This is a genomic window from Pseudoalteromonas apostichopi (assembly GCF_030297135.1).
Lineage (GTDB): Bacteria > Pseudomonadota > Gammaproteobacteria > Enterobacterales > Alteromonadaceae > Pseudoalteromonas > Pseudoalteromonas apostichopi.
Genome location: NZ_AP028065.1, coordinates 246745 through 272872, shown reverse-complemented (window position 1 = coordinate 272872; position 26128 = coordinate 246745). Strand labels below are relative to the sequence as shown.

Sequence of the window (26128 nt, the reverse complement as noted above, 5' to 3'; positions counted from 1 at the left end):
GGCTACTCTGTTGTGTGTCGGGTATCACTGCTTGGGCATTCACCCAGTAATGAAACTTCACCTGTTGAGGTTTCTTGTTCCAGTTTTACCTTAAAGCCCCATAGCCTGTAAAGGTGTTTTAGCACTTCATCTTTTGATTTAGCTAAGGGAATATTGTTATGGGGGACATAGCGCAGAGTTAATGAACGATCTCCTCTGATATCAACGTTATAGACTTGAATATTTGGCTCGAGATTACTTAAGTTATATTGAGCCGAAAGCGTTTCACGAACTTGTTGATAACCTAGCTCATCATGAATTGCCCCCACATTAAGAGTCGGTTCTTTTTCATGGTCAATAATGGTAAATAATTTAAAATCACGAATTATTTTCGGCGATAAAAACTGGCTTATAAAGCTCTCGTCTTTAAAGTTTTGCATTGCGAAATGCAGCGTCTCTAACCAATCGCTGCCTGCATATTCAGGGAACCACTTTTTATCTTCATCAGTTGGGTTTTCACACATTCTGCGGATATCAACCATCATGTTAAAGCCAAGGGCATAAGGGTTTATACCTGAATAATAGTTACTGTTGTATGGTGGTTGATACACTACATTTGTATGGCTTTGTAAAAACTCGAGCATAAAGGCATCTGTGAGTTTTCCTTCATCGTAAAGGTGGTTCAAAATGGTGTAATGCCAAAATGTTGCCCAGCCCTCATTCATAACTTGAGTTTGTTTTTGTGGATAAAAATATTGAGAAATCTTACGAACAATACGGATGACTTCCCGTTGCCATGACTCAAGCAGCGGGGCATTTTTCTCGATGAAGTACAAAATGTTTTCTTGTGGCTCATCAGGAAAGCGGCGCTCACGCTTTTTAGACTCTTGCTGTGAGGTTGGAATAGTACGCCAAAGTTCATTCACTTGTGATTGTAGGTAATCTTCACGTTCTTGTTGGCGCTTTTGTTCTTCATACAGTGAAATTCGTTGCGGACGCTTGTAACGGTCTACACCATAATTCATAAGGGCATGACATGAATCAATCAAGTTTTCGACCTCGGTAATGCCGTATTTTTCCTCGCATTTAGCTATGTAATTTTTTGCAAATAACAAGTAATCGATAATTGAGCTGGCATCGGTCCAGGTTTTAAATAAGTAATTACCTTTAAAAAACGAGTTGTGGCCATAGCAAGCATGAGCCATTACCAAAGCTTGCATTGGTAGGGTATTTTCTTCCATTAAATAAGCAATACAAGGGTCTGAGTTAATAACAATTTCATAAGCGAGGCCCATTTGTCCTCGTTTATAGTTCTGTTCTGTTTGAATGAATTTTTTACCATACGACCAGTGGCTGTAGCCAATCGGCATCCCTACACTGGAATAGGCATCCATCATTTGTTCTGCGGTGATCACCTCAATTTGATTTGGGTAGGTATCGAGTTTATAAATTTTCGCAACCCGCTCAATCTCAGTTTGATACTCTGCTAATAAATCAAAGGTCCAATCAGGACCGTCACTAATACGTTTATCGGCCATACTTTACCTCACTCGCAAGGCTATGCGGCGCCTTGCTGCTGACGATTCTTTTTAAATAATTCACGGAAAATAGGGTAAATGTCCTCAACGCCCCGGATATGTTGCATTGCAAAATTGTCGTGGGTTTGCGCTATCGACTGATACTCTCGCCACAAGCTTTGATGGGCACGGGCTGTAATTTCGATGTAGGCGTAATAGCGCACCGCCTTTAGTAGTTTATTACGTAAAATTTCGCCACAGTTCGGTGAGTCGTCTGCCCAGTTGTCGCCATCAGAGGCTTGTGCTGCATAAATGTTCCACTCTTCTGGGTTGTAGCGATCAGCGATAATTTCGTTCATTAGCTTTAATGCGCTCGATACAATTGTGCCACCCGTTTCCTGAGAATAGAAAAACTCTTGCTCATCTACTTCTTTCGCTTGGGTATGATGGCGAATATAGACGACTTCTATATTTTTGTAGCTGCGGGTTAGAAATTGATAAAGCAAAATATAAAAGCGTTTTGCCATATCTTTAGTAGCTTGGTCCATCGAACCTGAGACATCCATTAAGCAAAACATCACTGCTTTGCTTGTAGGATGTGGCTGTTTTTCATAATTACGAAAACGTAGGTCATAATTATCAATAAATGGCACTGCGTTAATGCGACTTTGTAGTTCCTCAATTTGACGTTCGAGTAACGCAATGGCAGCTTTGTCTGGTTTTTCCTCTGCTTTTAGCAACGCTAACTGACCTTCAAGCTCAGCAAGGTGGCGCTTTTTGCCTGCGGTCATTGCTACTCTGCGAGCAAGTGAGCCTTGTAATGAGCGCACTATATCAATATTGCTTGGCATGCCATCATTACAAAAACCTGCACGATGGGTTTTCATTTGTACGAGTTTATCTAGCTGATTTTGTTGTAGGTTAGGCAGTTCAAGATCTTCGAACAGTAAGTCTAAGTATTCATCCTTTGAAATGGAGAATACAAAGTCATCTTGTCCTTCACCCGAGTCACTGGCTTCACCTTCGCCACTGCCTCCACCTTGACCACCCCCTTGCGGCCGCTTGATTTTATCGCCCGTAGAGAATTGATCATTACCTGGGTGGATTTGTTCGCGGTCACCGCCACGTCCTTGATGAAAAATAGGTTCACTGATATCACGTTGCGGAATAGAAATACTCTCGCCGCTGGTAGTATCGGTTACGCTACGCTTATTAATGGCATCAGATACCGCTTCTTTAATCTGTTTCTTATAACGCCTGATGAACCGTTGACGATTCAAGGTACTTTTGTTTTTTCCATTCAGGCGTCGGTCAATAAAATGCGCCATAACAACCCCCTTAAAACAAACGTTTTTTACTGCGATTTTCTAACGCGTAAATACCATTCAGAAAGTAAACGTACTTGTTTTTGGGTATAGCCTTTCTCAACCATACGATTGACAAAGTCTTCGTGTTTTTTCTGATCTTCAGCCGAGGTTTTCGCATTGAAAGAAATAACAGGCAGTAGGTCTTCAGTGTTTGAGAACATTTTTTTCTCAATAACAGTGCGAAGTTTTTCGTAACTGGTCCAAAGCGGGTTCTTGCCTTGGTTGTGTGCACGCGCACGCAATACAAAGTTGACAATTTCATTACGGAAATCTTTAGGATTTGAAATACCCGCAGGTTTTTCAATCTTCTCAAGCTCTGCATTGAGTGCTGCACGGTCAAATAGCTGGCCTGTATCTGGGTCACGATATTCTTGATCTTGGATCCAGAAATCTGCATAAGTGACGTAACGGTCGAAGATGTTTTGTCCGTATTCAGAATAAGATTCTAAATACGCCGTTTGTAACTCTTTACCGATAAACTCAACGTACTGAGGAATGAGGTAACCTTTTAAGTGGCTTAAGTAACGCTCCTCAACATCGGCAGTAAACTGCTCACGCTCAATTTGCTGCTCCAGCACATAGAATAAGTGCACGGGGTTAGCAGCTACTTCTGTGGTATCGAAGTTAAATACCCGCGATAGAATCTTAAACGCAAAGCGGGTAGATAGCCCTGTCATGCCTTCATCAACACCGGCGTAGTCGCGGTATTCTTGATACGACTTAGCTTTCGGGTCGGTGTCTTTTAAGCTTTCGCCATCATAGACTCGCATTTTTGAATAAATGCTTGAGTTTTCTGGCTCTTTAATCCGCGAAAGTGTGGTAAATTGCGCCAATGTCTTTAATGTGCCGGGTGCACATGGTGCATCATGTAACTCACTGTTTTCAAGTAGTTTATTGTAAATTTTAACTTCTTCAGACACACGTAAACAATAAGGTACTTTGACGATGTAAACACGGTCTAAAAATGCTTCATTATTTTTGTTGTTCTTAAATGTTTGCCACTCAGATTCATTTGAGTGAGCTAATATCATGCCATTAAACGGTAGGGCACTAATACCTTCTGTGCCGTTGTAGTTGCCTTCTTGAGTGGCTGTAAGCAGTGGGTGTAGCACCTTGATTGGCGCTTTAAACATTTCCACAAACTCCATTAAGCCTTGGTTTGCTAAGCAAAGGGCACCAGAGTATGCATATGCATCAGGGTCGTTTTGCGCAAAGTGCTCTAGCTGGCGAATATCTACTTTACCTACCAAAGCTGAAATATCTTGATTGTTTTCATCGCCGGGTTCTGTTTTGGCAATTGCGATTTGATTTAAAATTGATGGGTAGCGCTTAACTACTCTGAATTGGCTAATATCACCATTAAACTCACTTAAGCGTTTTGCAGCCCATGGTGACATCACTGTTTTTAAATAACGTGGCTTAATACCGTATTCTTTTTCTAAAAGCTCAGCGTCTTCATTTGGGTCAAATAACGCTAGAGGGTGGTCGTTGACGGGCGAGCCTTTTATTGAGTAAATTGGTACTTGTTGCATTAAATATTTAAGCTTTTCAGCAATTGATGATTTACCACCACCTACTGGGCCAAGTAAATACAGCACTTGCTTACATTCTTCTAAGCCCTGCGCAGCATGCTTTAAGTAAGAGACGATTTGTTCAATGGCATCTTCCATACCATAAAAATCGTGAAATGCAGGGTAGCGTGCAACTACGCGATTTGAAAACAGCCTGCTTAAGCGCGCATCGGTCGATGTGTCGATAATTTCCGGCTCACCGATCGCCATCAATAGACGTTCAGGTGCGCTGGCATAAGCTGATTTATCCTTCTTACAGATTTCGAGAAATTCCTCAATACTGTATTCTTCTTCTTGCGCTGCTTCGTATCGTGATTGGTAATGCTCAAAAATACTCATAGAGACCTCCGAAAACCCGCTAAAATGACGTGTAATTAGATTAAGAGAAAAGCAAAGGCTAATTAAAGCTTAGTCACGATTTTGAATTTTTGCGCAAGAAAATTAAGAATTTAATTGAAAAAAGCTCATCTTGATTACGCTTTTTGGCTGAGGACTTGGCTGCGACTTAGAGGGGGCGTGCAATGGCAATAAAAAAGACGCCGAAGCGTCTTTTTTGGATTACTGTTAGTAACAGAAGATTAAGCGAAGTTAGCGTTCGCGAAGTCCCAGTTAACTAATGCCCAAAAACCTTTTAGGTAATCTGGACGAACGTTACGGTAATCGATGTAGTAAGCGTGTTCCCAAAGATCCACAGTTAGGATTGGTGTAACACCTTCATCAGTTAATGGAGTTGCAGCATTTGACGTGTTTACGATATCAAGTGTGCCGTCAGCTAGTTTAACTAACCAAGTCCAGCTTGAACCAAAGTTGTTTACTGCTTTATCGTTTAACGCTTCTTTGAATGCGTCGAAAGAACCCCATTTAGCATTGATCGCGTCAGCGATTGCGCCAGTAGGCTCGCCACCACCGTTTGGAGATAGGCTGTTCCAGTAGAAAGTGTGGTTCCAGATTTGTGCAGCATTGTTAAATACGCCACCTTCTGAAGAACATACGATTTCTTCTAGAGATTTGTTTTCGAATTCTGTGCCTGGGATCAGACCGTTTAATTTCACAACGTAAGTGTTGTGGTGTTTACCGTGGTGAAACTCTAGAGTCTCTTTTGAAATATGTGGCTCTAATGCATCGATTGCGTATGGTAGTGACGGTAGTTCAAATGCCATTTTTTATCTCCATCTTCTTGGTTGATAGTCCACTCAGTTATAGGTAATAGCAAGGTAAACAGCGTACTTCCCTATACCAAGTGGTATTATAGTGTTACTATAATTGTTGAGTATTTTACTCAAGTTTTAGCAAACAGCAATGCTATTGCTAAAGACTATTTAAAATTGTGGCTACGAATGCCGATTTTAAGTTATATATCTGAGGCCACAGTGAAACTTTTTCAAGGCCAATGTAGTAAGCCAATGTCTTTTTTGAGGTTGTAAATGGAAACCATCGATAAAATTAAACAGCAAATTTCTGAAAATCCAATCCTTCTTTACATGAAGGGATCACCAAAGTTACCTAACTGTGGTTTTTCTTCACAAGCATCACAAGCACTTATGGCATGTGGTGAGCAGTTTGCTTACGTTGACATTCTACTTAACCCAGACATCCGTGCAGAGTTACCTGCATACGCAAACTGGCCAACATTCCCACAATTATGGGTAGAAGGCGAGCTTATCGGTGGTTGTGACATTATCATCGAAATGTTTCAGCGTGGTGAATTACAACCACTAATTACTGAAACAGCTGCAAAGTACAAAGAAAAAGACGCTGAATAATCGAATTTAGTGTAGTAAAAAGCCGCTGATTGCGGCTTTTTTTATACCAATATTATTGCTTATAGGCATTATGAGGGTAATAAAACATGCACGCTTAAGCCACCTTGCTCGCGGTTGTGTAGGCTAATTTGCCCGTGGTGTGCTTCAACTATTTCTCTGCAAAGTGCTAAACCTAGGCCACTACCAGTTGTCTTGGTTGAATAGAAGGGGATAAGCGCATTAGCCATCACAGCTTCACTCATGCCTTTGCCTTTGTCGCTCACTGTGATGTGAGTGCCGTTTGCTTCTTGTTGCACAGTTAAATTGATATCTTCAGGGTTAGAACCTGATTCATAGGCATTTTTTAATAGGTTGATCAGTAATTGTTCTAGTTGTGTGTGATCAGCTTCAGTTGTTACACCCTCATCAAGTGATACATCAACCTGCCACTGGCTTTTTAGCTGTTCAATAAGAGTATGCCAGTTAACCGTCGATAGTTGCGGTGTTGGTAACTTGGCAAATTTGCCATAACCTTGCACAAAATCATTAAGATGCTTGATGCGGTCCTCAATGGTAGTAAAGACCCGCTTCAAGCGTGGCTCGTCGACTTCTTTAGTTAATAACTGAGCGCTATGAAGCATGGATGACATTGGGCCGAGTGAGTTATTCAGCTCATGACTAATGATGCGAATGACTTTTTTCCACACTTCAACTTCTTGACGGCTTAGCTCGCGAGTGAGCTGTTTAAATACAAACAGTTGGTGAAACTGATTATTAAGTAATAATCGGCCTGTCGCCATATGCCAAGTTTGCGATTCTTGGTCTTCTTTATCAAGGGTAAATAAACCATCGACCCCTTTGTGAATCGCGCGCGTTAATTGCTCACAGCTAGATTCTAAAAAGTGTTCAAGTTTAGCGCCTTCAAGAGCTGATTTAGCATCGAGTAAGCTGCGTGCACTGTGGTTGCTATAAACGATAAAACCTTGGTCGTTAGTCAAAAGCACTGCTTGTGGCGAGCTTTGTAAAACTTTATCGAGCATCAGCTCTCGCTGATATATCCATTGTTTTTCTTGGCGAAGCTGTTTTGCAGTTTGGTTATAAAGCCGACATAAATCGCCAAGCTCATCACTGCCCTCATATGCTAATAATGTAGCCAGCTCGCCATCTTTAAAATTAAGTAGCCCGGTTTCGAGAGAGTTCATTCCATCAATGAGCGGGGCAGATAACTGGGCGGCAAAAAGAGCACTTATCAACACGCATGCAAGTAGAGCTAAAATGCTGTAAAACAAGCTTATGCCCGAAAAGTAACAAACCAATATCAGCGGCAATACAGACGCTGTAATACATAAGGTTATGATTTTATATCGAAACGAAAAACGCTGTGTTGTCATTAATAATCAATCTTAAATTTATCAAGTCTACGATAAAGGGCTTGGCGACTTAATCCAAAATGACGAGCCACTTTCGCAATAACACCTTGGTACTCGCGCATGGCAAGTTCAATCTCTTGCTTGTTTGGCTCTGTTCTTGTTTGTGCGGGGCTATTTACTTCAACTTGTAAGCCAAAATCGGCAAGCTCAATCATCCCTGTGGGCTTTAAAACCCCAGCACGTTTACAGGCATTTTCAAGTTCGCGAACATTACCAGGCCAGCTGTGGGCAAGTAGGGCTTTTTCTGTGCTGAGTGAGAATGCTCGCTCAGGTAAAAAGTGTGCGACCAAAGCTAAAATGTCATCTGGGCGATCAGCAAGGCTTGGCAAATTTAACTCAATGACATTCAAACGGTAGTAAAGATCTTCACGAAACTGACCAGTTTTAATTGCATGACTTAAATCTTCATTGGTTGCTGAAATTACCCTAACATTCACTTTGCGTGTTTGTGTTGAACCTAAGCGTTCAAATTCGCCGGTTTGTAAAATGCGTAATAGTTTCATTTGCCCAGAGAGTGGCAAGTTACCAATTTCGTCTAAAAATAGGGTGCCACCATCGGCGGCTTCAAAACGACCAATACGCTGTTTAGTAATTCCTGTATACGCACCGGCTTCTGCACCAAATAGCTCAGCTTCGATCAGTTCGCTTGGCAGGGCGCCAGCATTAACAGTGATAAAGGGTTTGTCTGCTAATAATGAATTAGCCTGAATTATTTGTGCAATTCGCTCTTTGCCACTGCCGTTAGGACCTGTGATAAGCACCGAAATATCCGATTTAGCAACTTGAATTGCAAGATTAACAATGTGCTCCATAGCGGTACTTTTATATATAAGACCCACTAAATTAGCGTTATGCACAGATGCATCACGTTCTTGCTGGTGGCGGGTAAAGGTTTCGTTTTGTTGTTTTACTTTACCCAGCTCTATCAGGTTATTTACACAGGTAAGTAACTTGTTATCGTCCCATGGTTTCGGTAGATAATCAGCTGCACCCGCTTTTACGAGTTCAACGGCTGTTGACAGCTCAGTCCATGCGGTAATCAAGATAATTGGTAAATGAGGGTTAATGTCTCGTAAGGCATAAAAGAGCTCTTTGCCTTCTTCGCCTGAGGTTGTGTCGGCGGTAAAGTTCATGTCTTGAATAACAAGCGCAATACGTTGATATTGCACAGCTTGAATTGCCTCAAGAGGATTGCTTGCTGTAACGACCTCAAAATCGTGAATTTCAAGTAATAATGACAACGCATCCAAGATGGCTGGGTTATCATCGACGATAAGTATTTTTTCCATATAATTGTTTTAGTTATTTTCCTAATAAGGGTGCAAGATAAATGCTACACTGTAAATCCAGTGTAGCATAGGTTGGGAGAACTAAATTGTTCGAGTTGCAATGCTTGGAGAGATGTTCGCCGCCCGTTTTGCTGGAGCAAGTACTGCCAACAGACTCATAATAAATACTGCTAATGCTGTTACTAGCACGTAGCTAATATCAAGTTGAGCAATTGAGAAATGCTGCATCAGCACCTGGCCTAAATATATGGCAGCAATAACACCAATCACTAAACCAACTACACATATCATGGCGTTTTCAACTAAGAAGTAGTTAATAATGGCTGATTTTCTTGCACCTAAAGCGCGGCGAGTACCAATCTGTTTTGTACGTTTACTGATATTAAATAAGGTAAGTCCGAAGATACCCAGTGCAGTTACTAACACTAAGATTGCAATGAGTACAACCAGCATTCTCATCATTAATGTGTCTTCAGCCATGTACTGTTCTTTATCATCATCTAAACCACGGATACGAGAAATAACACGTTTGTTGTAGTTTTTAAGCATGGCCTCTTCAACGCGATTCATAACTGATTGACGTTGACCTGGCTCAGTTCTGACCACAAAACGTGCATTTGTACCTGGCTTGATAAAAGGTAGCAGTGCTACGTTATCTGGGCGGCTGTCTTTTAGCCATGGACCTTTCATAAGATCAATAACACCAATAATTTTCATTGGAATGTCACCAAAATAAACTGTTTGACCTAAACCATTTCCGTCAGGGAATAGCTCATCAACTAGGGCTTTAGTTACAACAGTTACTTTTGAAAGTTCATCATAGTTATCGGTCACGATGACTTCATCTTCGGTGTAGTTACGCCCAGCAATGAGCTTAACACCGTAGGTATTAATGCCATGCTCATCGATAAACATGTAAGACGTACGGACGGATTTACTCTCTTCAGGTGCAGGCTTTAAACTAAAATCTGACGAAGATCCACTGCCTGAAAGCGGTGTATTACTAGAGTAAGCCGCATCAACTACACCTGGGATTTGACGGAGCATAGTTTCATCTAGCTCGTACTGCTGAGATGGAGACACGTCTTTGCCAAACATCATGACATTAAAAACGAAAATATCTTCTTCAGGGTAGCCTGTTTCTTGGCTTAAGTAGCTGACCCTGTCTTGAATAATAAACGCGGCATTACTGACAATCGCAGTGGTGATGGCAATTTGTATCAGTAATAAAATAGCGCCAACTTTTGAGCGGCATAAGGCGTGAAAGATAGGTTTAATTTCTAACATAGGTGTCTTCCTTATTGGCTCTTAAGATAAATAGCAGGGTTGGTTTTACACACTAGCCATGCAGGGTAAAGGCCAGCAATAATACAGGTGGTAATTGCAATCACTGGCGCGCTTAATAGCATGCTTAAATCCATCGTGGCTAAGCTTTTGTAGTAGCTATAGCTATGGCGTACGCCTAATAAACCTATTTGCGCCAAAATAATACCGAAGATGCCACCCAAGAAGCCTAACATTGCCACCTCAACGATATGTTGAAAGAAGATTAGGCGTTTACTGGCGCCTAATGCGCGGCGTACACCCACTTCAGGAGCTCGACGTAAAAACTTCGCCAGTAATAAGCCTAAAATATTAGCAAGGCACACGGCTAAAAACATAAAACTTAGGCCGACTAAAATTTCGTTGTCTTCACTGACAACATTGTTGTATTGCATCCACTCATTTACATCGCGCAAGGTGGCCGTTAGTTTTTCACGATTAAAACGACCGAGCTTTTGTTGCTCTTGCATATAGGCCATCAAAAAGTCTTGGTAAGCTTGTTTTTCTGCAGGTGTTTTTAGTTCAACCCAAAACTGCAACCACACCATTTCTGAATTTAGTTTGTCGTTAAAGGTGTTGGTTTTTTCATGTTTCCAACCATTGGTATTACCCCAATTTTCAAGCTCGCGGGCTTTCATTAGGCTAAATGGTAAAAACAGTTGTTCGGTTTTATTAAATGCGCCGTTATTAAGGTCATAGTATTTTGTGGTGATATCCCAATCATCAATCACGCCAATAACTTCATAACTGGCATCATCTAGATAAACCATTTTACCTACGGGGTTCTGACCTGCGAAAAGCTTGTCGTTTAAATCTTTATTAATCACCACTACAGGGGCTGCATCTGCTTCTTGTTGCTCAGTCCACACTCCACCATAAATAAACGATAAGTTAAACATATCGAAAAAGTCAGGAGTGGTTAGGCGCGCTTGACCAATAAATGGTTTTACTTTGTCTGAGTCTAAATAAACCGAAAAACCCGTTCTTACCATAGTGACGCGTTTACCACCGGCTTTTGCTTTATTAAGGTTGACTGCATCTTGATAAGTTAATTGCAGTGGCATGTTATCGACTGTCCACCAAGTACGGCCTTCATCCATGGTTTGTAACTGCACAGAATAAAGGCTGCTACTTTTTTCAGGAATAGGGTCTGCCGACATCATGTGATACACAGATAAACTTGTCATGGTTACGCCAATACCAATAGCAATGGCCAATACCATTAAAAAGCTTACAAGTGGCGTGCGCTTAAAGCTGCGCCAGCTTAAATCTAAATAATGAAGGAACATGGTTATACTCCAGCCGCTTTGAGATTTTGGGTACCTTGATATAAGGTGAAGTCAGCTAGCTGGCCGTCAACAACTTGGATATTGCGTGGGGCTCTGCGCGCAAGTTCTGGATCATGGGTTACCATGATGATGGTTGCGCCGTCACGATTGATTTGCTCAAGTAGTTCCATTACTTGGCGTGCCATTAAGCTATCTAAATTACCCGTCGGCTCATCGGCAAGTAAAAAGCGAGGCTCACCGGCTAGTGCTCTGGCAATGGCCACACGTTGTTGTTGACCACCAGAAAGTTGTTGCGGTAAGTGTTTTGCTCGTGAGGCTAAACCAACTTGCTCAAGGCATTGCTCAATACGGCGTTTACGCTCAGCGGCTTTAATGCCACGATAACGCAATGGCACTTCAATATTTTCATATAAGTTCAAGTCAGGGATGAGGTTAAAACCCTGGAATATAAAACCAATTTTTTGATTTCGTAGATCAGCGCGTTGGTTGTCATTTAGTTTCCCCACATCAATACCATCTAACATGTACTGGCCTTCGCTAAATGGCTCCAACATACCTGCGATGTTTAAAAAAGTGGTTTTACCCGAGCCACTTGGGCCAGTTACTGCAATAAATTCACCTTCATCTACTTGTAGGTTGAAGTCGCGAAGGGCATGAGTTTGTACCATGTCAGTTTGATACACTTTGCTGATGTCGTTCATTGTAAGCATGTTGATTTTTCCTTTTATTTGTTAACGTAAAACCAGTGTGGATGCTTTTTTAAAGCGGTCGTAATTCGAGATGATTAGCTTATCGCCAGGCTCTACGCCTTCTATTATCTCGACAGCATTGATACTGCTAGCACCGGTTTTTATATCGATTAAATAAGCCATGTCACCTTCAACTTTATAAGCCTGGGTGCCACCTTGCTGTAAGAATGCACCGCGTTTTACTTGCAATACATCATCGCGATTCTCTAATAAAATACGTGCGGTTAAGCGTTGGTTTTGGCGAATACCAGAAACCTCACTGTCAAAGCGTACGCGGGTAGTTACCTCGCGATTATTAACCTCCGGTGAAATAGCCGATAAGGTTCCTGTTACATGACGGGCACCTAAAGTCAGTTCAACTTGCATACCAAGACCTAGCTCATTGGCATAGCTTTCTGGTACTTGTAGTTCAGCTTCAAAGTTACTTAAATCCACCAAAGTCATTAATGGTTGGCTTTGTGTAACGGCTTCTTTTTGCTGCACTAATAAGTTACCAACAATACCGCTTACACTGGCAGTAATTGTGAGTTCATTCACCTGCCTAAATAAGTCATCAACGATGAGTTGCTGACGTGTCAGATCGCGCTCTGCAGCTTTTAGTTCAAATGCGAGGGTATCTTTAGCTAAGCTGACTTCTTGCTCTGCATGTTTAAAGGAAAGTTTGGCGCGGGCCAAGTCATCAACGGCTTTTTCTAAATCTATCTGGCTGATTAAATGTTTTTCGATAGAGAGTTTAGCTCGGCGGTTTTCTCTGTCTGCGGCATTTAGTTCAACCTGTGCTAAATCAAGGGCTTTAGTAAGGCTTAGTTTTTGTCGACGTGCTTCAAGTTGCTTGCGTTGTAGTTCACCTTCTAATCGTGCTAATACTGATTGTTGCTGTTTTAATTCGTTAGTAAGCTCAGGGCTGGTTACGGTGGCGATTACTTCGTTTACTTCAACGCTGTCACCGGCTTTTACTTTTAAATCAACAAAACCTCGTTCAGGGCTATAAACTTTTGGTGCATTAGCTGCAACGATTTTACCGCTCGCTGCCACATCTCTAGTAAGCGTCTTTTGGCTTACTTCACTAATTTGTAGGCTTGCTGCATCAACCGAAATGCTGCCATCGCTACTGGCAAACAATGCTTGAAAGCCAAGCGCACCAACAAGTATTACACCTACTGCTAATATAAGTGGTTTCTTAATGGTGTTTTTTTTAGCCACAGTAATATCTTGGGCACTGGTATCCTTTATCATCATAACTCCTTACGATTCTCAAAACATACAATCATGAAGCCAACGGCAATCATGGTAAGCGGAGAAGCCATAAACAAACTGATAGTGAACATTTTGAAATCCTTAATTTCGCTGATGACTTATCTATACCATTAGCGTGCCAATTATTAAGTTGCTGATAATATTGTTTTTTTATTTGTTTTGATGAGTAGATGTCTGTCCGCGGACAGAAAAAGTGTCCGCTGCGGACACTTTTAAATTGCTGATTATTGACGCGAGGGTAAAGAAAGTCAGTCATTGCGACTAAGGTCGGCTGCTCAGAGACCTAGTTTGTTACTATGCTAAAGCCAAGAGTAAATAATGATGCAGCAGCGTTAGGTGTTACCTCATAAAAACTGCATTGATATTCAGATCGTGAATAATTATTCATAATTAAGCGCAGTTTACGTTAACGTAAAGAGGCTGGTTTTAGATTGTTTTTTTACAAGTTGTTAAATTTGACACCAGTGTCATAAAAAAATAACGGGTGAAATACGCCTAAATGTAAAAAAATAGCATAGAATTTAGAAAGTGCCTTTAAGTGAGAAATATTCATGAATATGAATATGTATTCAAAACTCTATTGACTCATGAGGTATTTGGCGATAGTTTTGTTCGTCTGCTAGCACTGTCACAAAAGACTGAACCGCTAGTCGTTGTAGCAAGGGGAGGGGTCTATGTTATACGACTCAAAATTAGAAAAAGATAATTGTGGCTTTGGCTTAATAGCCCAGGTCAATGGTCAGGCGAGTCACCGCTTGATTCGAACAGCAATCACTGGCTTAGATCGCATGGAACACCGTGGTGGTATTTCTGCAGATGGTAAAACTGGTGATGGCTGTGGTTTATTAATGCAAAAACCTGATAGTTTCTTTCGTGCTATTGCCAGCGAACATGATTGGCACTTAGGTAAGAACTACGCCGTTGGCATGGTATTTTTAAATGCCGATCCTGTACTTGCGCAAACAGCTAAAGATGTGTTGAGTGAAGAACTCGAAAAAGAAACCTTGAGTATTCAAGGCTGGCGCGTAGTACCTACCGATGCGTCATGTTTAGGGCCAATTGCAAAAAAACAACTACCAGGCTTTGAACAAATTTTTGTTAGCGCACCAGAAGGCTGGCGTCCAAAAGATTTAGAACGTCGCTTGTATGTAGCGCGTCGTCGTGCTGAAAAGCGCCTCGAAAACGATGAACACTTTTATATTGCCAGTTTATCTGGTTTGGTCACTGTCTATAAAGGCTTGATGATGCCTGTAGACTTACCTAACTTTTATTTAGACTTAGCTGACATTCGCATGACCAGTGCGATTTGTGTATTCCACCAACGTTTTTCTACTAATACACAGCCTCGTTGGCCTTTAGCTCAACCTTTCCGCTATTTAGCGCATAATGGTGAAATTAATACGATTCAAGGTAACCGCCAATGGGCACGTGCCCGTGCTTATAAGTTTGCCTCACCACTTATTCCAGATCTGCAATCAGCCGCACCATTCGTTAACGAAAGCGGATCAGATTCTTCAAGCTTAGATAATATGCTTGAGTTGTTCTTAGCGGGAGGCATGGATTTATTCCGTGCAATGCGTATGCTTGTGCCACCAGCATGGCAGAAAAACCGTGCCATGGATGATGACCTACGTGCGTTCTATGACTTCAACTCAATGCATATGGAACCATGGGATGGCCCAGCTGGTATTGTAATGTCTGACGGCCGTTTCGCGGCTTGTAACCTTGACCGTAATGGCTTGCGTCCGGCGCGTTATGTAATTACCCAAGATGGATTTATCACGCTTGCCTCTGAAGTGGGCATTTGGGATTACGCACCAGACGAAGTCGTTGAAAAAGGCCGTGTCGGACCAGGTGAGCTGTTAGTTATTGATACTCATCAAGGGAAAATATGGCATTCAGATGAGATTGACCAAGACCTTAAATCTCGCCACCCATATAAAGCCTGGCTAGAGGCAAACGTTAAGCGTTTAACGCCATTTGAACAGTTATCTGAAAAAGATGCGGGTAACCGTTCTTTTGATGACGAAACACTGCTTAAGTATCAAAAAATGTTTGGCTATACCAACGAAGAACTTGATAGCGTGATTCGTGTTATGGGTGAAAATGGTCAAGAAGCAACGGGTTCTATGGGTGATGACACGCCATTTGCGGTACTGTCAGAAGGCCATCGCTCACTGTTTGATTACTTCCGACAAAAGTTTGCGCAAGTAACGAATCCACCGATTGACCCACTTCGTGAAAATCACGTTATGTCACTAGCAACCTGTATTGGTAGTGAGCAAAACGTATTTAACGAAACCACCGGCCATGCTAAGCGTTTACAGTTTGATACGCCAATTTTGATGTACGCTGATATGCAACAGCTGATCAATGCTGACGATGAGCACTACAGCTACTGTAAAATTGATATCACTTACACCGCAGAAGAAGGCTTAGAAAAAGCAATCACACGTATCTGTGATGAAGCACAAGAAAAAGCGGCGTCAGGCTGTGTCATGCTTATTTTAAGTGATCGTAACTTTAGCGAAACGCATTTACCTATTCCTGCGGCGATGGCGGTTGGTTCAATTCAAAAGCGTTTAGTAGATAATAACTTACGTTGTGAATCTAATATCATCATCGAATCGGGCAGTGTCCGTGATGCGCATCAATTTGCGGTATTACTTGGTTTTGGTGCAACGGCAATTTATCCGTACCTTGCTTATGAATCATTAGTTGCAATGAGCGATAACAAGACCCTGAATAAGAGCTATTGCGAAGTAACGCTTGCGTATCGTAATGCGATTAACAAAGGTCTGTATAAAATCATGTCGAAAATGGGCATCAGTACTGTCGCTTCGTACCGCTGTTCAATGTTATTTGAGGCAGTTGGTTTATCAGATGCGGTTGTAGAAACCTGTTTTAACGGTGTAGCTAGTCGTATTAAAGGGGCTTGTTTTACAGATTTTGATGATGACCAACGTAAGCTTCATAAGCTGGCCTTTAGTAAGCGTAAATTATTGAGCCATGGCGGATTATTAAAATATGTTCATGGTGGTGAGTACCATGCTTATAACCCAGATGTTATTCAAACACTGCAAAAAGCAGTACGCTCTGGGGATTACAAAGATTACTTAGCGTATGCTGATTTAGTAAATAACCGCCCGATCACCAATTTACGTGACATGTTGGCAGTCAAGATCCCTGATACAGGTGTGAGTGTTGATGATGTTGAACCTGCAACTGAGCTGTTCAAACGTTTTGACTCTGCAGCAATGAGTATTGGTGCGTTATCGCCAGAAGCGCATGAAGCACTCGCAATTGCAATGAACCGTTTAGGTGGTTGCTCAAACTCGGGTGAAGGTGGTGAAGACAAGCTTCGCTACGGCACAGAGAAAAACTCGCGTATTAAGCAGGTTGCCTCAGGTCGTTTTGGTGTAACACCACATTACTTACGTAGCGCTGATGTAATTCAGATTAAAGTTGCGCAAGGTGCAAAACCAGGTGAGGGTGGTCAATTACCGGGTGAAAAAGTAACGCCGTATATTGCAAAATTACGTTATTCAGTGCCGGGTGTGACTTTGATTTCGCCTCCGCCACATCACGATATTTACTCGATTGAAGATTTAGCTCAGCTTATTTTCGATTTAAAACAAGTAAATCCAGATGCACTTATTTCGGTGAAACTAGTTTCTGAACCAGGTGTAGGTACTATCGCAACAGGTGTAGCTAAAGCCTATGCCGATTTGATTACCATTGCTGGTTATGACGGTGGTACAGGTGCAAGCCCGCTCACTTCTGTTAAGTATGCAGGTAGTCCTTGGGAGCTTGGTCTTGCTGAAACTCAACAGGCGTTAGTAGAAAATGGTTTACGTCACCGTATTCGTCTACAAACAGATGGTGGCCTTAAAACGGGTCTAGATATCATTAAGGCGGCTATTTTAGGTGCTGAAAGCTTTGGTTTTGGTACTGGGCCTATGGTAGCTCTTGGTTGTAAATACCTACGTATTTGTCACCTAAATAACTGTGCGACCGGTGTTGCAACGCAAGACGATACGCTGCGTCAAAAGCATTATCATGGTCTGCCAGAAATGGCGATGAACTACTTTAAGTTTATTGCCGAAGAAGCGCGCCAAATTATGGCAAGCCTTGGTGTAACTCGCTTAACAGATTTAATAGGTCGTTTGGACTTACTTGAAGCAATTGAAGGCAAGACAGAGAAACAAAAGAAAGTTGATTTGTCTTCAGTTATTGCCGTACCAAACAACCCAACGGGTGAAACCTTGTATTGTAGTGTGCCTAATAGCTCACACTACTTAGGTCAGCTAAACGAAACCTTACTTGAAAAAGCGAAGCAAGCAATTGATGAAAAATCAGGTATCTCGCTGGTTAACCGTATTTGCAATACAGACCGCTCAGTAGGGGCTATGCTATCGGGTTATATTGCGTCAAAACATGGTAACCAAGGTATGGCTGCTGATCCTGTTTCTATTGAGCTCCATGGTACAGCAGGTCAATCATTTGGTGTGTGGAATGCAGGTGGTCTTGAAATGACGCTTGTTGGTGATGCGAATGACTATGTTGGTAAAGGAATGGCTGGCGGTAAGCTAGTAATTCGCCCACCGCTGGGTTCTTCTTTCGAAAGCCACAAAGCGACCATTGCCGGTAATACCTGTTTATATGGTGCAACGGGCGGTAAATTATTTGCCGCAGGCTGTGCCGGTGAGCGTTTTGCAGTTCGTAACTCAGGCGTCCAAGCGGTTGTAGAGGGCGTGGGTGACAATGGTTGTGAATACATGACAGGTGGTGTTGTTTGCGTACTTGGTAAAGTGGGTATCAACTTTGGTGCAGGTATGACAGGCGGTTTTGCTTATATTCTTGACGAAGGTAATGACTTTGAAAAACGCATTAACCCTGAACTTGTTGAGATTGTCACGCTTGAAGGGTTGGCATCACACCAAGAACATTTACGCGGTCTAATTGCTGAGCATTTAGAACTTACAGGCTCAAACCGCGCTGAGCAGATTTTAGCTAACTTCGATTTATACATTCCGATGTTTAAATTAGTTAAGCCAAAATCTAGTGATGTAAAAAGTTTACTTGGGCACCGAGCGCGCAGTAGCGCAGAGCTTCGTGTTCAGGCTCAGTAAGGGGGTAGTATGAGCGAAAATGTATACCAATTTATCGATGTACAACGTGTTGATCCGCGTAAAAAGCCAATCTCAGCGCGTAAACAATCTTTCGTAGAAATTTACGAGCCGTTTTCTGAGACGCAAGTTAACTCACAGGCGGATCGCTGTTTAGATTGTGGTAACCCGTACTGTGAATGGAAATGCCCAGTACATAACTATATTCCACAGTGGTTAAAATTAATTCGTACTGGCCGTATTTTAGAAGCGGCAGAGTTGTCTCATCGTACAAACAGCTTACCAGAGGTGTGTGGTCGAGTGTGCCCACAAGACCGCTTGTGTGAAGGCTCTTGTACACTTGACGAAGAGTTTGGTGCTGTCACTATCGGTAATATCGAAAAGTACATCACAGATACTGCTTTTAAGATGGGCTGGAAACCAGATATGTCGTATGTGGTTTGGTCTGACAAAAAAGTGGCTATCATTGGTGCTGGTCCGGCAGGCTTAGGTTGTGCGGATATTTTAGTACGTAACGGTGTAAAACCTGTGGTATTTGACCGTCACCCTGAAATTGGCGGCCTTCTTACATTTGGTATTCCTTCATTCAAACTTGAAAAAGAAGTAATGCAAAAGCGTCGTGAAATTTTCACTGAAATGGGTGTCGAGTTTCAGCTAAACACTGAAGTTGGCATTGATATTACTCTTGATGAAATCTTGGCTGAATATGATGCCGTTTTCTTAGGTGTCGGTACGTATCAAAGTATGCGTGCAGGGCTTGAGAATGAAGATGCTGATGGTGTGTTTGATGCACTGCCGTTCTTAATTGGTAACACAAACCGTGTTATGGGCTATGCAGAAGACAAACAAGCTTATCTCGATATGGCGAACGAAAAAGTTGTCGTGTTAGGCGGTGGTGATACAGCAATGGACTGTGTGAGAACCTCTATTCGACAAGGTGCTGCAAAAGTAACTTGTGCTTATCGTCGTGACGAAGAAAATATGCCAGGCTCAAAGCGTGAAGTTAAAAATGCCCGTGAAGAGGGGGTAGAATTTACCTTCAATGTACAGCCGAAAGGCATTGTTGTTGACGAGCAAGGTAAAGTTGCTGGCGTTAAGATGGTGAAAACCCAGCTTGGTGAGCCGGACGAAAATGGTCGTCGTCGTGCTGAAGAAGTTGCCGGCTCTGAACATGTTATTGAAGCTACCAAAGTGCTTATGGCTTTTGGTTTTAAACCTCATAAAATGGATTGGTTAGAGCCGTACGGTGTTGAAATCAATCATTGGGGTGGCATCAACGCACCAGAAAAAGGTGAATTTACCCATCAAACAACGAACCCTAAAATCTTTGCTGGTGGCGATATTGTTCGCGGCTCAGACTTAGTGGTAACCGCTATTTTCGAAGGCCGAAACGCCGCAGAAGGGATTATGGATTATTTGGAAGTTTAATCCTAAGGGGTTCATTTAATATTTATAAAAGCAAGCTACCTAGCTTGCTTTTTTATTACCTGCCATAAAATATACTTATTTCTTGTTATGATAATTTAAGCAAGATCCAGAAAGATAATGAAAAAATAGCGCTTATTACCTACAATCTTCGAATGAATTCTACAGTAGAATATAAAAGTTCATTATTTCGTATTAACTCCATATTTACTCCACATTGTTGCGTTTAAATGTCTATCAGAGGCAGAAGCCCATCTGAATATTTGATGCTAACAACATGGATAAAAAGAAAATGTTTTGCGAACACACTAATAACGAGCAGTTAAGCTTTTTTCAGCCGAATTCAAAATCTGAAAATGATTTACTCAATGAGGTCATGAATAGTGAAGACCTGCACGATATTCTGACTATGGTTTTACTAGATGAAACCTTATCAGACGCCCTTAAAGCGATGGTGAAGCAACAACTGAAAACAATAAAAAAAATATAAAACGGAAATAAAAATGCCGCAGATATTAGTCGTTGAAGACGACTTAGATATTGCAGAACAAGTACTGTTGTTCTTTAATGCATCTGGTTTTACTACTCACCACATCACTGATGGCAGTGCTGTGGTGTCGTGGGTTAAAGAAAATAATCCAGATGCAATAATTCTAGATGTAATGTTACCTAATTTAGATGGCGTGGAATGCATGAAGCAGATCCGCGCTTTTTCAATGGTGCCTATTATTATGGTAACCGCTAAAGTCGAAGAAGCTGATAGGTTAAAAGGGTTAGAACATGGCGCAGATGACTATGTATGTAAACCTTTTAGCGGTGCAGAGCTGGTGATGCGTGTTAAAGCTATTTTAAGACGCTGCGCGCCAGTATCTATTAGCAAGGAAACTGTTGAAACGCCTGCTACTATTTGCTTAAACGAAGATGCGCTTGAAGTTGAAATAAAGGGCGTGTCTTTGGGTTTAACTAAAGTAGAATTTGACGTATTCAAGCTTTTGTACAAAGCCCCTAACCGTGTTTTTTCAAGGCAGCAGATACTTGATCACATTCAGCCCAATAACTTTGATATTACCGACCGCGTAATCGACAGTCACATCAAAAATATTCGTAAAAAACTGAAGAATTTACAGTTCTCTCCTAAGATAGTCGCTTCCGTTTATGGTGCAGGCTATCGCTATGATGAACGTCAAATCAATTGATTTGGCGTTCATCGCCTTTACTATTAATTACACACTGTACGTTCACCTTTTCGAATCGAATGGGTAAACACATACACTGATAATTCCCTTGCTTGAATATCTTGCCAAATTTGTTTGCTAGGAACAGGGCACAGCGCATAATGTAAATATTGGCTAAGCGCTTCACCTTCAAGGGCTATCGAATAGGGCGTTCGTACATAGACCTGAATCGCATCAGTTGAGTACTTAATTTGATCTAATCGCCACTGGCCTAGTAAAAATTGCTTTGCAAAAAACTGAGAAATACGTTGTTTTGCAGCTTCAGACAGTGGAGGGTACTCTATTGGCTTTTCGTAGCTTGCATAATAGAGTGCTGCACTTAACAGCATGCTGGCAAGGGCCGCATAAATTGGCAGTGGGGACTTTTTGGTTTTTTTAACATTGCTTTGGCGATGTTTACGCTCAATAGATTTTGCCCATTGGGCGTGCTTTAATGACTCTGACATGGTTCCATTCCACAGTAGTTTATAGTGCTATTTAAGCAATAAAATGTGGTGGAAAAATGGAGAGGCTTATTTATTACCTAAAGGCAGTAAGATTCTAATACATAAGCCACCTGACTTACCCGGTAATGCGTTAATAGTACCTGACATCAATTCGACAAAACTCTGACAAATTGATAACCCTAAACCTGAGCCTCCTGATGCGCGGCTACGAGACTCTTCAACACGATATAAACGGTCAAAGAGCTTGCCTATATGAGCTTTACCTACACCCGGAGAAGTATCATCGACTTGTATAAACAGCTCTTGTTTATTCGCTCTCACCTTTAGGCGAACATGGCCTGGGCTGTCTGTATATAGACACGCATTAGTAAAAATATTGTTGAGGATTTGGTCGAGTTTTTGTTTATCTACCGTGATCTCAACATCATTAGCAATAACAATGTCAGCCAAAAAAGTTAGCTGATGGCTGCAAACATAACGGCGCATGTCTTGCTCGTATTCAGCAAAAATTTGTGCGGCATTATATTGTTGAAGGTTCAATGTAAGGGTTTTATTTTCAGCTTGCGATAACTGATATACATCTGAAATTAAGTTATTAAGTTGTGCTATCTTGCCATTAATTTTGCTGTAGGCGAGATCGCGGTTTTCTTGTATGTCGAGCTCGAGTGCTTCTATATGCAGTTTCAATACGCTCAATGGGGTGCGTAATTCATGAGAGATATCAGCGAGCATTTTGTCTTTTTCAATTAAGTTATATTGATAAAGCTTGGCTTTAAATAACGCTTTTCGATGCTTGAAGTAATAGAGTACTAACGCAAGGATACTAAACAACAAAACAATACCAGCAGACAACAACCAAATCTGTTTTTCTAGTCGCTGGTTATTCATTTGTGCAGTTGCGAGTTTGTTTTTTTGTATTTCATCATCAATTCGTTGCTGTTGCTCGATTGCTGTTAATTGCTTTTTATTCTTTTCGACAGCTTGATTTAGATGTTCTTCAAACAAAGACTCGGCCAGTTCATTTTCAAGCTTTAGCTGCTCAGCTGCTAGCTTGTAATCACCTATCAATTCAGCATAGATTGCGGTATAGCCGTGCTGCTTTTGATTCAATAATCGGTTATTGATACCTAGTAACAACTCTTTTGTTCGACTTAAATAAAGACCAATTAGCTCAGGGTTTTTAAGGACTAAATGCAATTCAATTAAATTAAAGTAAGAGTAGATCTTACTTAACGCCGAGCCAGATTTAAGCGCTGCATTGAGCCCAGACTCAGCACTACTGAGAGCCATATGCTGGTTGCCTATTTTCAAATACAATTGCATTAACGTATGCTTCGCCGTCGCCATATTTTCATAGGCTTTGACGTCGGCTAAACGGGTAAAGGCGTTATTTAATAAGGGAAGAGCCTGCTCTAAATCGCCTCGTTTATACACCAGCTTGGCAAGTTGTAAACTGGTATCAGCAATATTCATTTGGTTTTTGGTTTTAATATCAAACTCGAGTGCTTTTTTATAGAAGTACTCAGATTGCGTGAGGTCATCAAGCCTGTGAGCAAGGTTTGCTAAGTTATAAAAGTTAGTGGCAACAAGTTCATAATTATCGCTGTTTTCTAATAACGCTTGTGCTTTTACCTGATGATGCATTGATTGTTCAAGATCATTTAGTGTGTCGTATAGTGAACCCAAATTGCTATGGCTTTGTGCTTGTAGGTTTTTGTCTTCAAGCTCGTTTGCAAGCGCTAAGGCTGCCATATAGTGTTTTTTTGCTTCTATTGTTTTTAATTGACGACGATAGTTGATCCCCAACTCTTTTTGGATGTGGTATTGGTCCTTTTTGCTTAAACTAGCAAGCTTTTGTAATGGCGATAATAGTTCAATCGCTTTGTTGTAATGACCTTGTTTACGTAACAGAGGCGCTTGTGCCATCACAATTACAGGGCTCGATGTAGCGCTATTTTTATCTTTGTATTGCTCTAGAATAGTGAGTGCTTCAATGAGCTTGCCTTGGTTCTCAAGGTCAGTGACTTGATTTAATAGAGAGCTTGGTAGTGAGGTTGCTACACAGGAAAAAGACAGTAAACATGTAGCGATAAGTAAAGAGTATTTCATTTGCAGTTAGAATAAGCTTAAAGTGTGCTTATACTAACCAGCAAATGTGTGCAAATTATGGAGTTATTAGTTAGCGTTTATCACAACTAAACTTCAATTAATGATAAAGTTTTATCCTTAATTCAGTTACACCTGAGATGTTATGGTTTTTCATCTTTTTGTCTCAGTATCAAAAATTTCTGATTGTATTCAACCTACGGAATCCTAAAATCTAGATTTGGATAATTTATGCTCCATTAAATTAATAGTAAATAATTTATTTGCTATTTCTGTTAATGATAAAGTTTTAGTTAATTCTTCAGGTGAAATACAATGAAAAAATCTATCCTGTCAATATTGATGGTATGCGGAGCCGTGGCTGCAGATGCTTCGGCAAATAGCTGCACAGGCGAGCTGTATGGTATTAACTCTGGTCGAGGCCATTTAGGTTTCGTTTTTTCTATTGATGAACATACGCAAAGTGCAGCGATTCATTCAAAAGCTGCTTTCTCGTCAGCAGCTATAGCATTTGATAGTACAAGAAACCGACTTTATTACGTTTCAGCTCCACGACCGCTTTCGTATAAGCTTGATGTAAGTGAATTTAATTTAGCAAGTCATGAACTAGCTGACCTGCCAATTAAAAGTGAAAAGTATAAGTATACTCGTCTCGCTTACGTTGATATGGATACAAATGAGCACACAGTGTTTAGTCGCTCTAATTCGATGACTCGATTAGCTTATGATCCAAATCGTGATGTTATCTACGGCTCTAAAGGCAGTAAGTTTTATATTATTTCCCCAGATTCTGGTGAAACTCAGTTTGTAGGTAATATGACTGGCTATGGGAATAGTTCAGATATTCTTCGTGGTGATATGATTGTTAAAAACGGAGAAGTTTATTTAGTTTCTGCAACAAGCATTTTCTCTTTGAACCTTTCTACACTTGAGTTAACGAAAAAATCTGAACATGGCTTAACGACAGTGACCGGTGCTGCGCTTGATCAAAATGGTGAGCTGATTATTGCTCGAGAAGTTATTAACGATCAAGGTAATTACAATATAACTAAGCTGTATAAAGCATCAATTGAAACGGGTAAAACATGTGCAATGGGTACGTATCCTATGCGTATTAATGATTTAGCGTTAAACACACTTAAACCAGTTGCTTGTTATACCAAACCAACCTGTAGTACCGGTGCAGAGTCAGTTGTTATCACGAGTATTGATAAGCAACGAAAAGCGACTTGGCAAAATTACACATTGAATGCTTATTTATTTGATAAACCTGTCGCAAAACTTAAGAGTGCAGCAAATTTTGGTGAAGGTGGAATTGTAAATAAAACACTTACAATTAATCATGACTTTGCCGCTGCAAACTCCATTACAGAAGCTGCAATCGATTCTTATGGCACAGATATCTTTTTTGTGGGGAGTTTTCATGATACAGATTTCACAGACGCTGAAGTTTCAGAGCTTTACAATTGGTCAAAGAAACCAGGTAACGTAACTATTATTGCAGCTGACTCTGACTTGCCGAATGAAAAAGTGTATGCAAAGTGGGGCTATACTGTCACGCGTGATGGTTATGTCGACGGCCCAAATACGCAAAACCCTGATGGTGTGGGTACTCATGCTCAGCAGGCTATTTTTGCTGGCCCATTTGGTGGTGTAACGAGTTTTTATCAAGCGGGTGGTGCGAAAGGCTATTTCTCTGAAATGCCAGCAGGTACTCAAGTATTAGCAGTTAATCAAGATGGTCTGCCTACAATTGTTATGGACCCAGAAACTGGCGATATTCTATTATCTGATAATGGTATTGTTAACACTCAAGATAAAGTTGAGAACTACACTCCAGGTACAGGTGTAACTAGCATGGCCGAACGGCTATTCTTAAACTTAATTAACTATGCAAGTGATATAGATTAATTATCCTTATTTAAACTATCGTGAAGTCATTTACTTCACGATGGTAATTTATATAAATCGTCTCCCATCATAAATTCATTCTAATAAATAATAGTAGTGTTTAGTTTTCTTTTTAATCTGGTTTAAATTTAAATTGATGTGTGCGCTTATTTTTATGATTTATTTACAGCGCAGCCTTGATTTTAAAGTCTTGCTTTCGAATGGTTCTTTTTTGTTACTTTATTTTTGTTTTATCATTTTTAATTATTGATTATTATGGATTGTTGTTAAAATCAAAATTTTCCTATTGTTTTGTTTTGATTTAAAAGTAAGTATTTACCTTGTGCTATATATATAAATTAATATTTGCTAACTTTTTATTTT

General features: G+C 40.9%; 18 protein-coding genes. 6 read left to right on the top strand and 12 right to left on the bottom strand.

The annotated features are described in order from the left end of the window. Nucleotides 1-2: 2 nt before the first annotated feature. The 4 genes from QUE86_RS01110 to QUE86_RS01095 form a co-directional block, all read right to left on the bottom strand. The gene (locus tag QUE86_RS01110; RefSeq protein ID WP_130051266.1) at nt 3-1517 is read right to left on the bottom strand and encodes a SpoVR family protein; all 1515 of its coding nucleotides are present in this window, start codon (nt 1515-1517) and stop codon (nt 3-5) included. Between the two features lie 20 nt (nt 1518-1537). Next, nucleotides 1538-2824 carry a YeaH/YhbH family protein gene (locus tag QUE86_RS01105; RefSeq protein WP_286258706.1) on the bottom strand — a complete coding sequence of 429 codons (1287 nt, stop codon included), beginning with the start codon at nt 2822-2824 and terminating at the stop codon, nt 1538-1540. 26 nt (nt 2825-2850) lie between these two features. Continuing rightward, nucleotides 2851-4773, bottom strand: a complete 1923-nt coding sequence (locus tag QUE86_RS01100; protein WP_130051268.1) for a PrkA family serine protein kinase — start codon at nt 4771-4773, stop codon at nt 2851-2853. A 239-nt stretch (nt 4774-5012) separates the two neighbouring features. Next, on the bottom strand, nt 5013-5594 hold the full coding sequence (locus QUE86_RS01095) for a superoxide dismutase (protein ID WP_054551537.1): 582 nt from the start codon (nt 5592-5594) through the stop codon (nt 5013-5015). Between the two features lie 264 nt (nt 5595-5858). On the opposite strand from QUE86_RS01095, the gene QUE86_RS01090 reads away from it, so the two are divergent. Then, nucleotides 5859-6197 carry a Grx4 family monothiol glutaredoxin gene (locus tag QUE86_RS01090; protein WP_054551536.1) on the top strand — a complete coding sequence of 113 codons (339 nt, stop codon included), beginning with the start codon at nt 5859-5861 and terminating at the stop codon, nt 6195-6197. Nucleotides 6198-6265: 68 nt separating this feature from the next. On the opposite strand, the gene QUE86_RS01085 is transcribed toward QUE86_RS01090, so the two are convergent. From QUE86_RS01085 to QUE86_RS01060, 6 genes are all read right to left on the bottom strand, one after another. Then, nucleotides 6266-7567, bottom strand: a complete 1302-nt coding sequence (locus QUE86_RS01085; protein ID WP_286258704.1) for a sensor histidine kinase — start codon at nt 7565-7567, stop codon at nt 6266-6268. After that, nucleotides 7567-8895 carry a sigma-54-dependent transcriptional regulator gene (locus QUE86_RS01080; protein ID WP_286258701.1) on the bottom strand — a complete coding sequence of 443 codons (1329 nt, stop codon included), beginning with the start codon at nt 8893-8895 and terminating at the stop codon, nt 7567-7569. The genes QUE86_RS01085 and QUE86_RS01080 overlap by 1 nt, the downstream gene beginning before the upstream one ends. 81 nt (nt 8896-8976) lie before the next feature. Further along, complete coding sequence (locus QUE86_RS01075) at nt 8977-10182, bottom strand: ABC transporter permease (protein ID WP_130051271.1); 1206 nt, start codon at nt 10180-10182, stop codon at nt 8977-8979. 11 nt (nt 10183-10193) lie between these two features. Continuing rightward, nucleotides 10194-11507: an ABC transporter permease gene (locus tag QUE86_RS01070; protein ID WP_286258698.1), complete on the bottom strand. Its 1314-nt coding sequence runs from the start codon at nt 11505-11507 to the stop codon at nt 10194-10196. A 2-nt stretch (nt 11508-11509) separates the two neighbouring features. Continuing rightward, complete coding sequence (locus QUE86_RS01065; RefSeq protein ID WP_130051273.1) at nt 11510-12217, bottom strand: ABC transporter ATP-binding protein; 708 nt, start codon at nt 12215-12217, stop codon at nt 11510-11512. Between the two features lie 21 nt (nt 12218-12238). Next, a complete protein-coding gene (locus QUE86_RS01060) occupies nt 12239-13492 on the bottom strand; it encodes an efflux RND transporter periplasmic adaptor subunit (RefSeq protein WP_130052275.1) in 1254 nt (417 codons plus the stop codon). Between the two features lie 695 nt (nt 13493-14187). Between QUE86_RS01060 and gltB the strand changes: the two genes are divergently transcribed. The 4 genes from gltB to QUE86_RS01040 all read left to right on the top strand — a co-directional run bounded on the left by gltB (nt 14188) and on the right by QUE86_RS01040 (nt 21263). After that, nucleotides 14188-18645, top strand: coding sequence for a glutamate synthase large subunit (gene gltB / locus QUE86_RS01055; protein ID WP_167657793.1), 4458 nt, complete (start codon nt 14188-14190; stop codon nt 18643-18645). Between the two features lie 9 nt (nt 18646-18654). Continuing rightward, nucleotides 18655-20070: an FAD-dependent oxidoreductase gene (locus QUE86_RS01050; RefSeq protein ID WP_250660998.1), complete on the top strand. Its 1416-nt coding sequence runs from the start codon at nt 18655-18657 to the stop codon at nt 20068-20070. Nucleotides 20071-20344: 274 nt separating this feature from the next. After that, entirely contained in the window at nt 20345-20557 is a 213-nt protein-coding gene (locus QUE86_RS01045; protein ID WP_233786743.1) for a hypothetical protein, read from the top strand. Between the two features lie 13 nt (nt 20558-20570). Continuing rightward, nucleotides 20571-21263: a response regulator gene (locus tag QUE86_RS01040; protein ID WP_286258693.1), complete on the top strand. Its 693-nt coding sequence runs from the start codon at nt 20571-20573 to the stop codon at nt 21261-21263. Between the two features lie 23 nt (nt 21264-21286). Here the strand turns inward: QUE86_RS01040 and QUE86_RS01035 are convergent, their stop codons facing one another. Next, on the bottom strand, nt 21287-21748 hold the full coding sequence (locus QUE86_RS01035; protein ID WP_167657796.1) for a hypothetical protein: 462 nt from the start codon (nt 21746-21748) through the stop codon (nt 21287-21289). A 66-nt stretch (nt 21749-21814) separates the two neighbouring features. After that, on the bottom strand, nt 21815-23857 hold the full coding sequence (locus QUE86_RS01030) for an ATP-binding protein (protein WP_286258691.1): 2043 nt from the start codon (nt 23855-23857) through the stop codon (nt 21815-21817). 312 nt (nt 23858-24169) lie between these two features. On the opposite strand from QUE86_RS01030, the gene QUE86_RS01025 reads away from it, so the two are divergent. Continuing rightward, a complete protein-coding gene (locus tag QUE86_RS01025; protein ID WP_286258689.1) occupies nt 24170-25765 on the top strand; it encodes a type 1 periplasmic-binding domain-containing protein in 1596 nt (531 codons plus the stop codon). The last annotated feature ends 363 nt before the right edge of the window (nt 25766-26128 follow it).

Coding starts and splice junctions, on each gene's coding strand:
- QUE86_RS01110 (WP_130051266.1), bottom strand. CDS start 1,517: ATGGCCGATAAACGTATTAGTGACGGTCCTGATTGGACCTTTGATTTA.
- QUE86_RS01105 (WP_286258706.1), bottom strand. CDS start 2,824: ATGGCGCATTTTATTGACCGACGCCTGAATGGAAAAAACAAAAGTACC.
- QUE86_RS01100 (WP_130051268.1), bottom strand. CDS start 4,773: ATGAGTATTTTTGAGCATTACCAATCACGATACGAAGCAGCGCAAGAA.
- QUE86_RS01095 (WP_054551537.1), bottom strand. CDS start 5,594: ATGGCATTTGAACTACCGTCACTACCATACGCAATCGATGCATTAGAG.
- QUE86_RS01090 (WP_054551536.1), top strand. CDS start 5,859: ATGGAAACCATCGATAAAATTAAACAGCAAATTTCTGAAAATCCAATC.
- QUE86_RS01085 (WP_286258704.1), bottom strand. CDS start 7,567: ATGACAACACAGCGTTTTTCGTTTCGATATAAAATCATAACCTTATGT.
- QUE86_RS01080 (WP_286258701.1), bottom strand. CDS start 8,895: ATGGAAAAAATACTTATCGTCGATGATAACCCAGCCATCTTGGATGCG.
- QUE86_RS01075 (WP_130051271.1), bottom strand. CDS start 10,182: ATGTTAGAAATTAAACCTATCTTTCACGCCTTATGCCGCTCAAAAGTT.
- QUE86_RS01070 (WP_286258698.1), bottom strand. CDS start 11,507: ATGTTCCTTCATTATTTAGATTTAAGCTGGCGCAGCTTTAAGCGCACG.
- QUE86_RS01065 (WP_130051273.1), bottom strand. CDS start 12,217: ATGCTTACAATGAACGACATCAGCAAAGTGTATCAAACTGACATGGTA.
- QUE86_RS01060 (WP_130052275.1), bottom strand. CDS start 13,492: ATGATAAAGGATACCAGTGCCCAAGATATTACTGTGGCTAAAAAAAAC.
- gltB (WP_167657793.1), top strand. CDS start 14,188: ATGTTATACGACTCAAAATTAGAAAAAGATAATTGTGGCTTTGGCTTA.
- QUE86_RS01050 (WP_250660998.1), top strand. CDS start 18,655: ATGAGCGAAAATGTATACCAATTTATCGATGTACAACGTGTTGATCCG.
- QUE86_RS01045 (WP_233786743.1), top strand. CDS start 20,345: ATGGATAAAAAGAAAATGTTTTGCGAACACACTAATAACGAGCAGTTA.
- QUE86_RS01040 (WP_286258693.1), top strand. CDS start 20,571: ATGCCGCAGATATTAGTCGTTGAAGACGACTTAGATATTGCAGAACAA.
- QUE86_RS01035 (WP_167657796.1), bottom strand. CDS start 21,748: ATGTCAGAGTCATTAAAGCACGCCCAATGGGCAAAATCTATTGAGCGT.
- QUE86_RS01030 (WP_286258691.1), bottom strand. CDS start 23,857: ATGAAATACTCTTTACTTATCGCTACATGTTTACTGTCTTTTTCCTGT.
- QUE86_RS01025 (WP_286258689.1), top strand. CDS start 24,170: ATGAAAAAATCTATCCTGTCAATATTGATGGTATGCGGAGCCGTGGCT.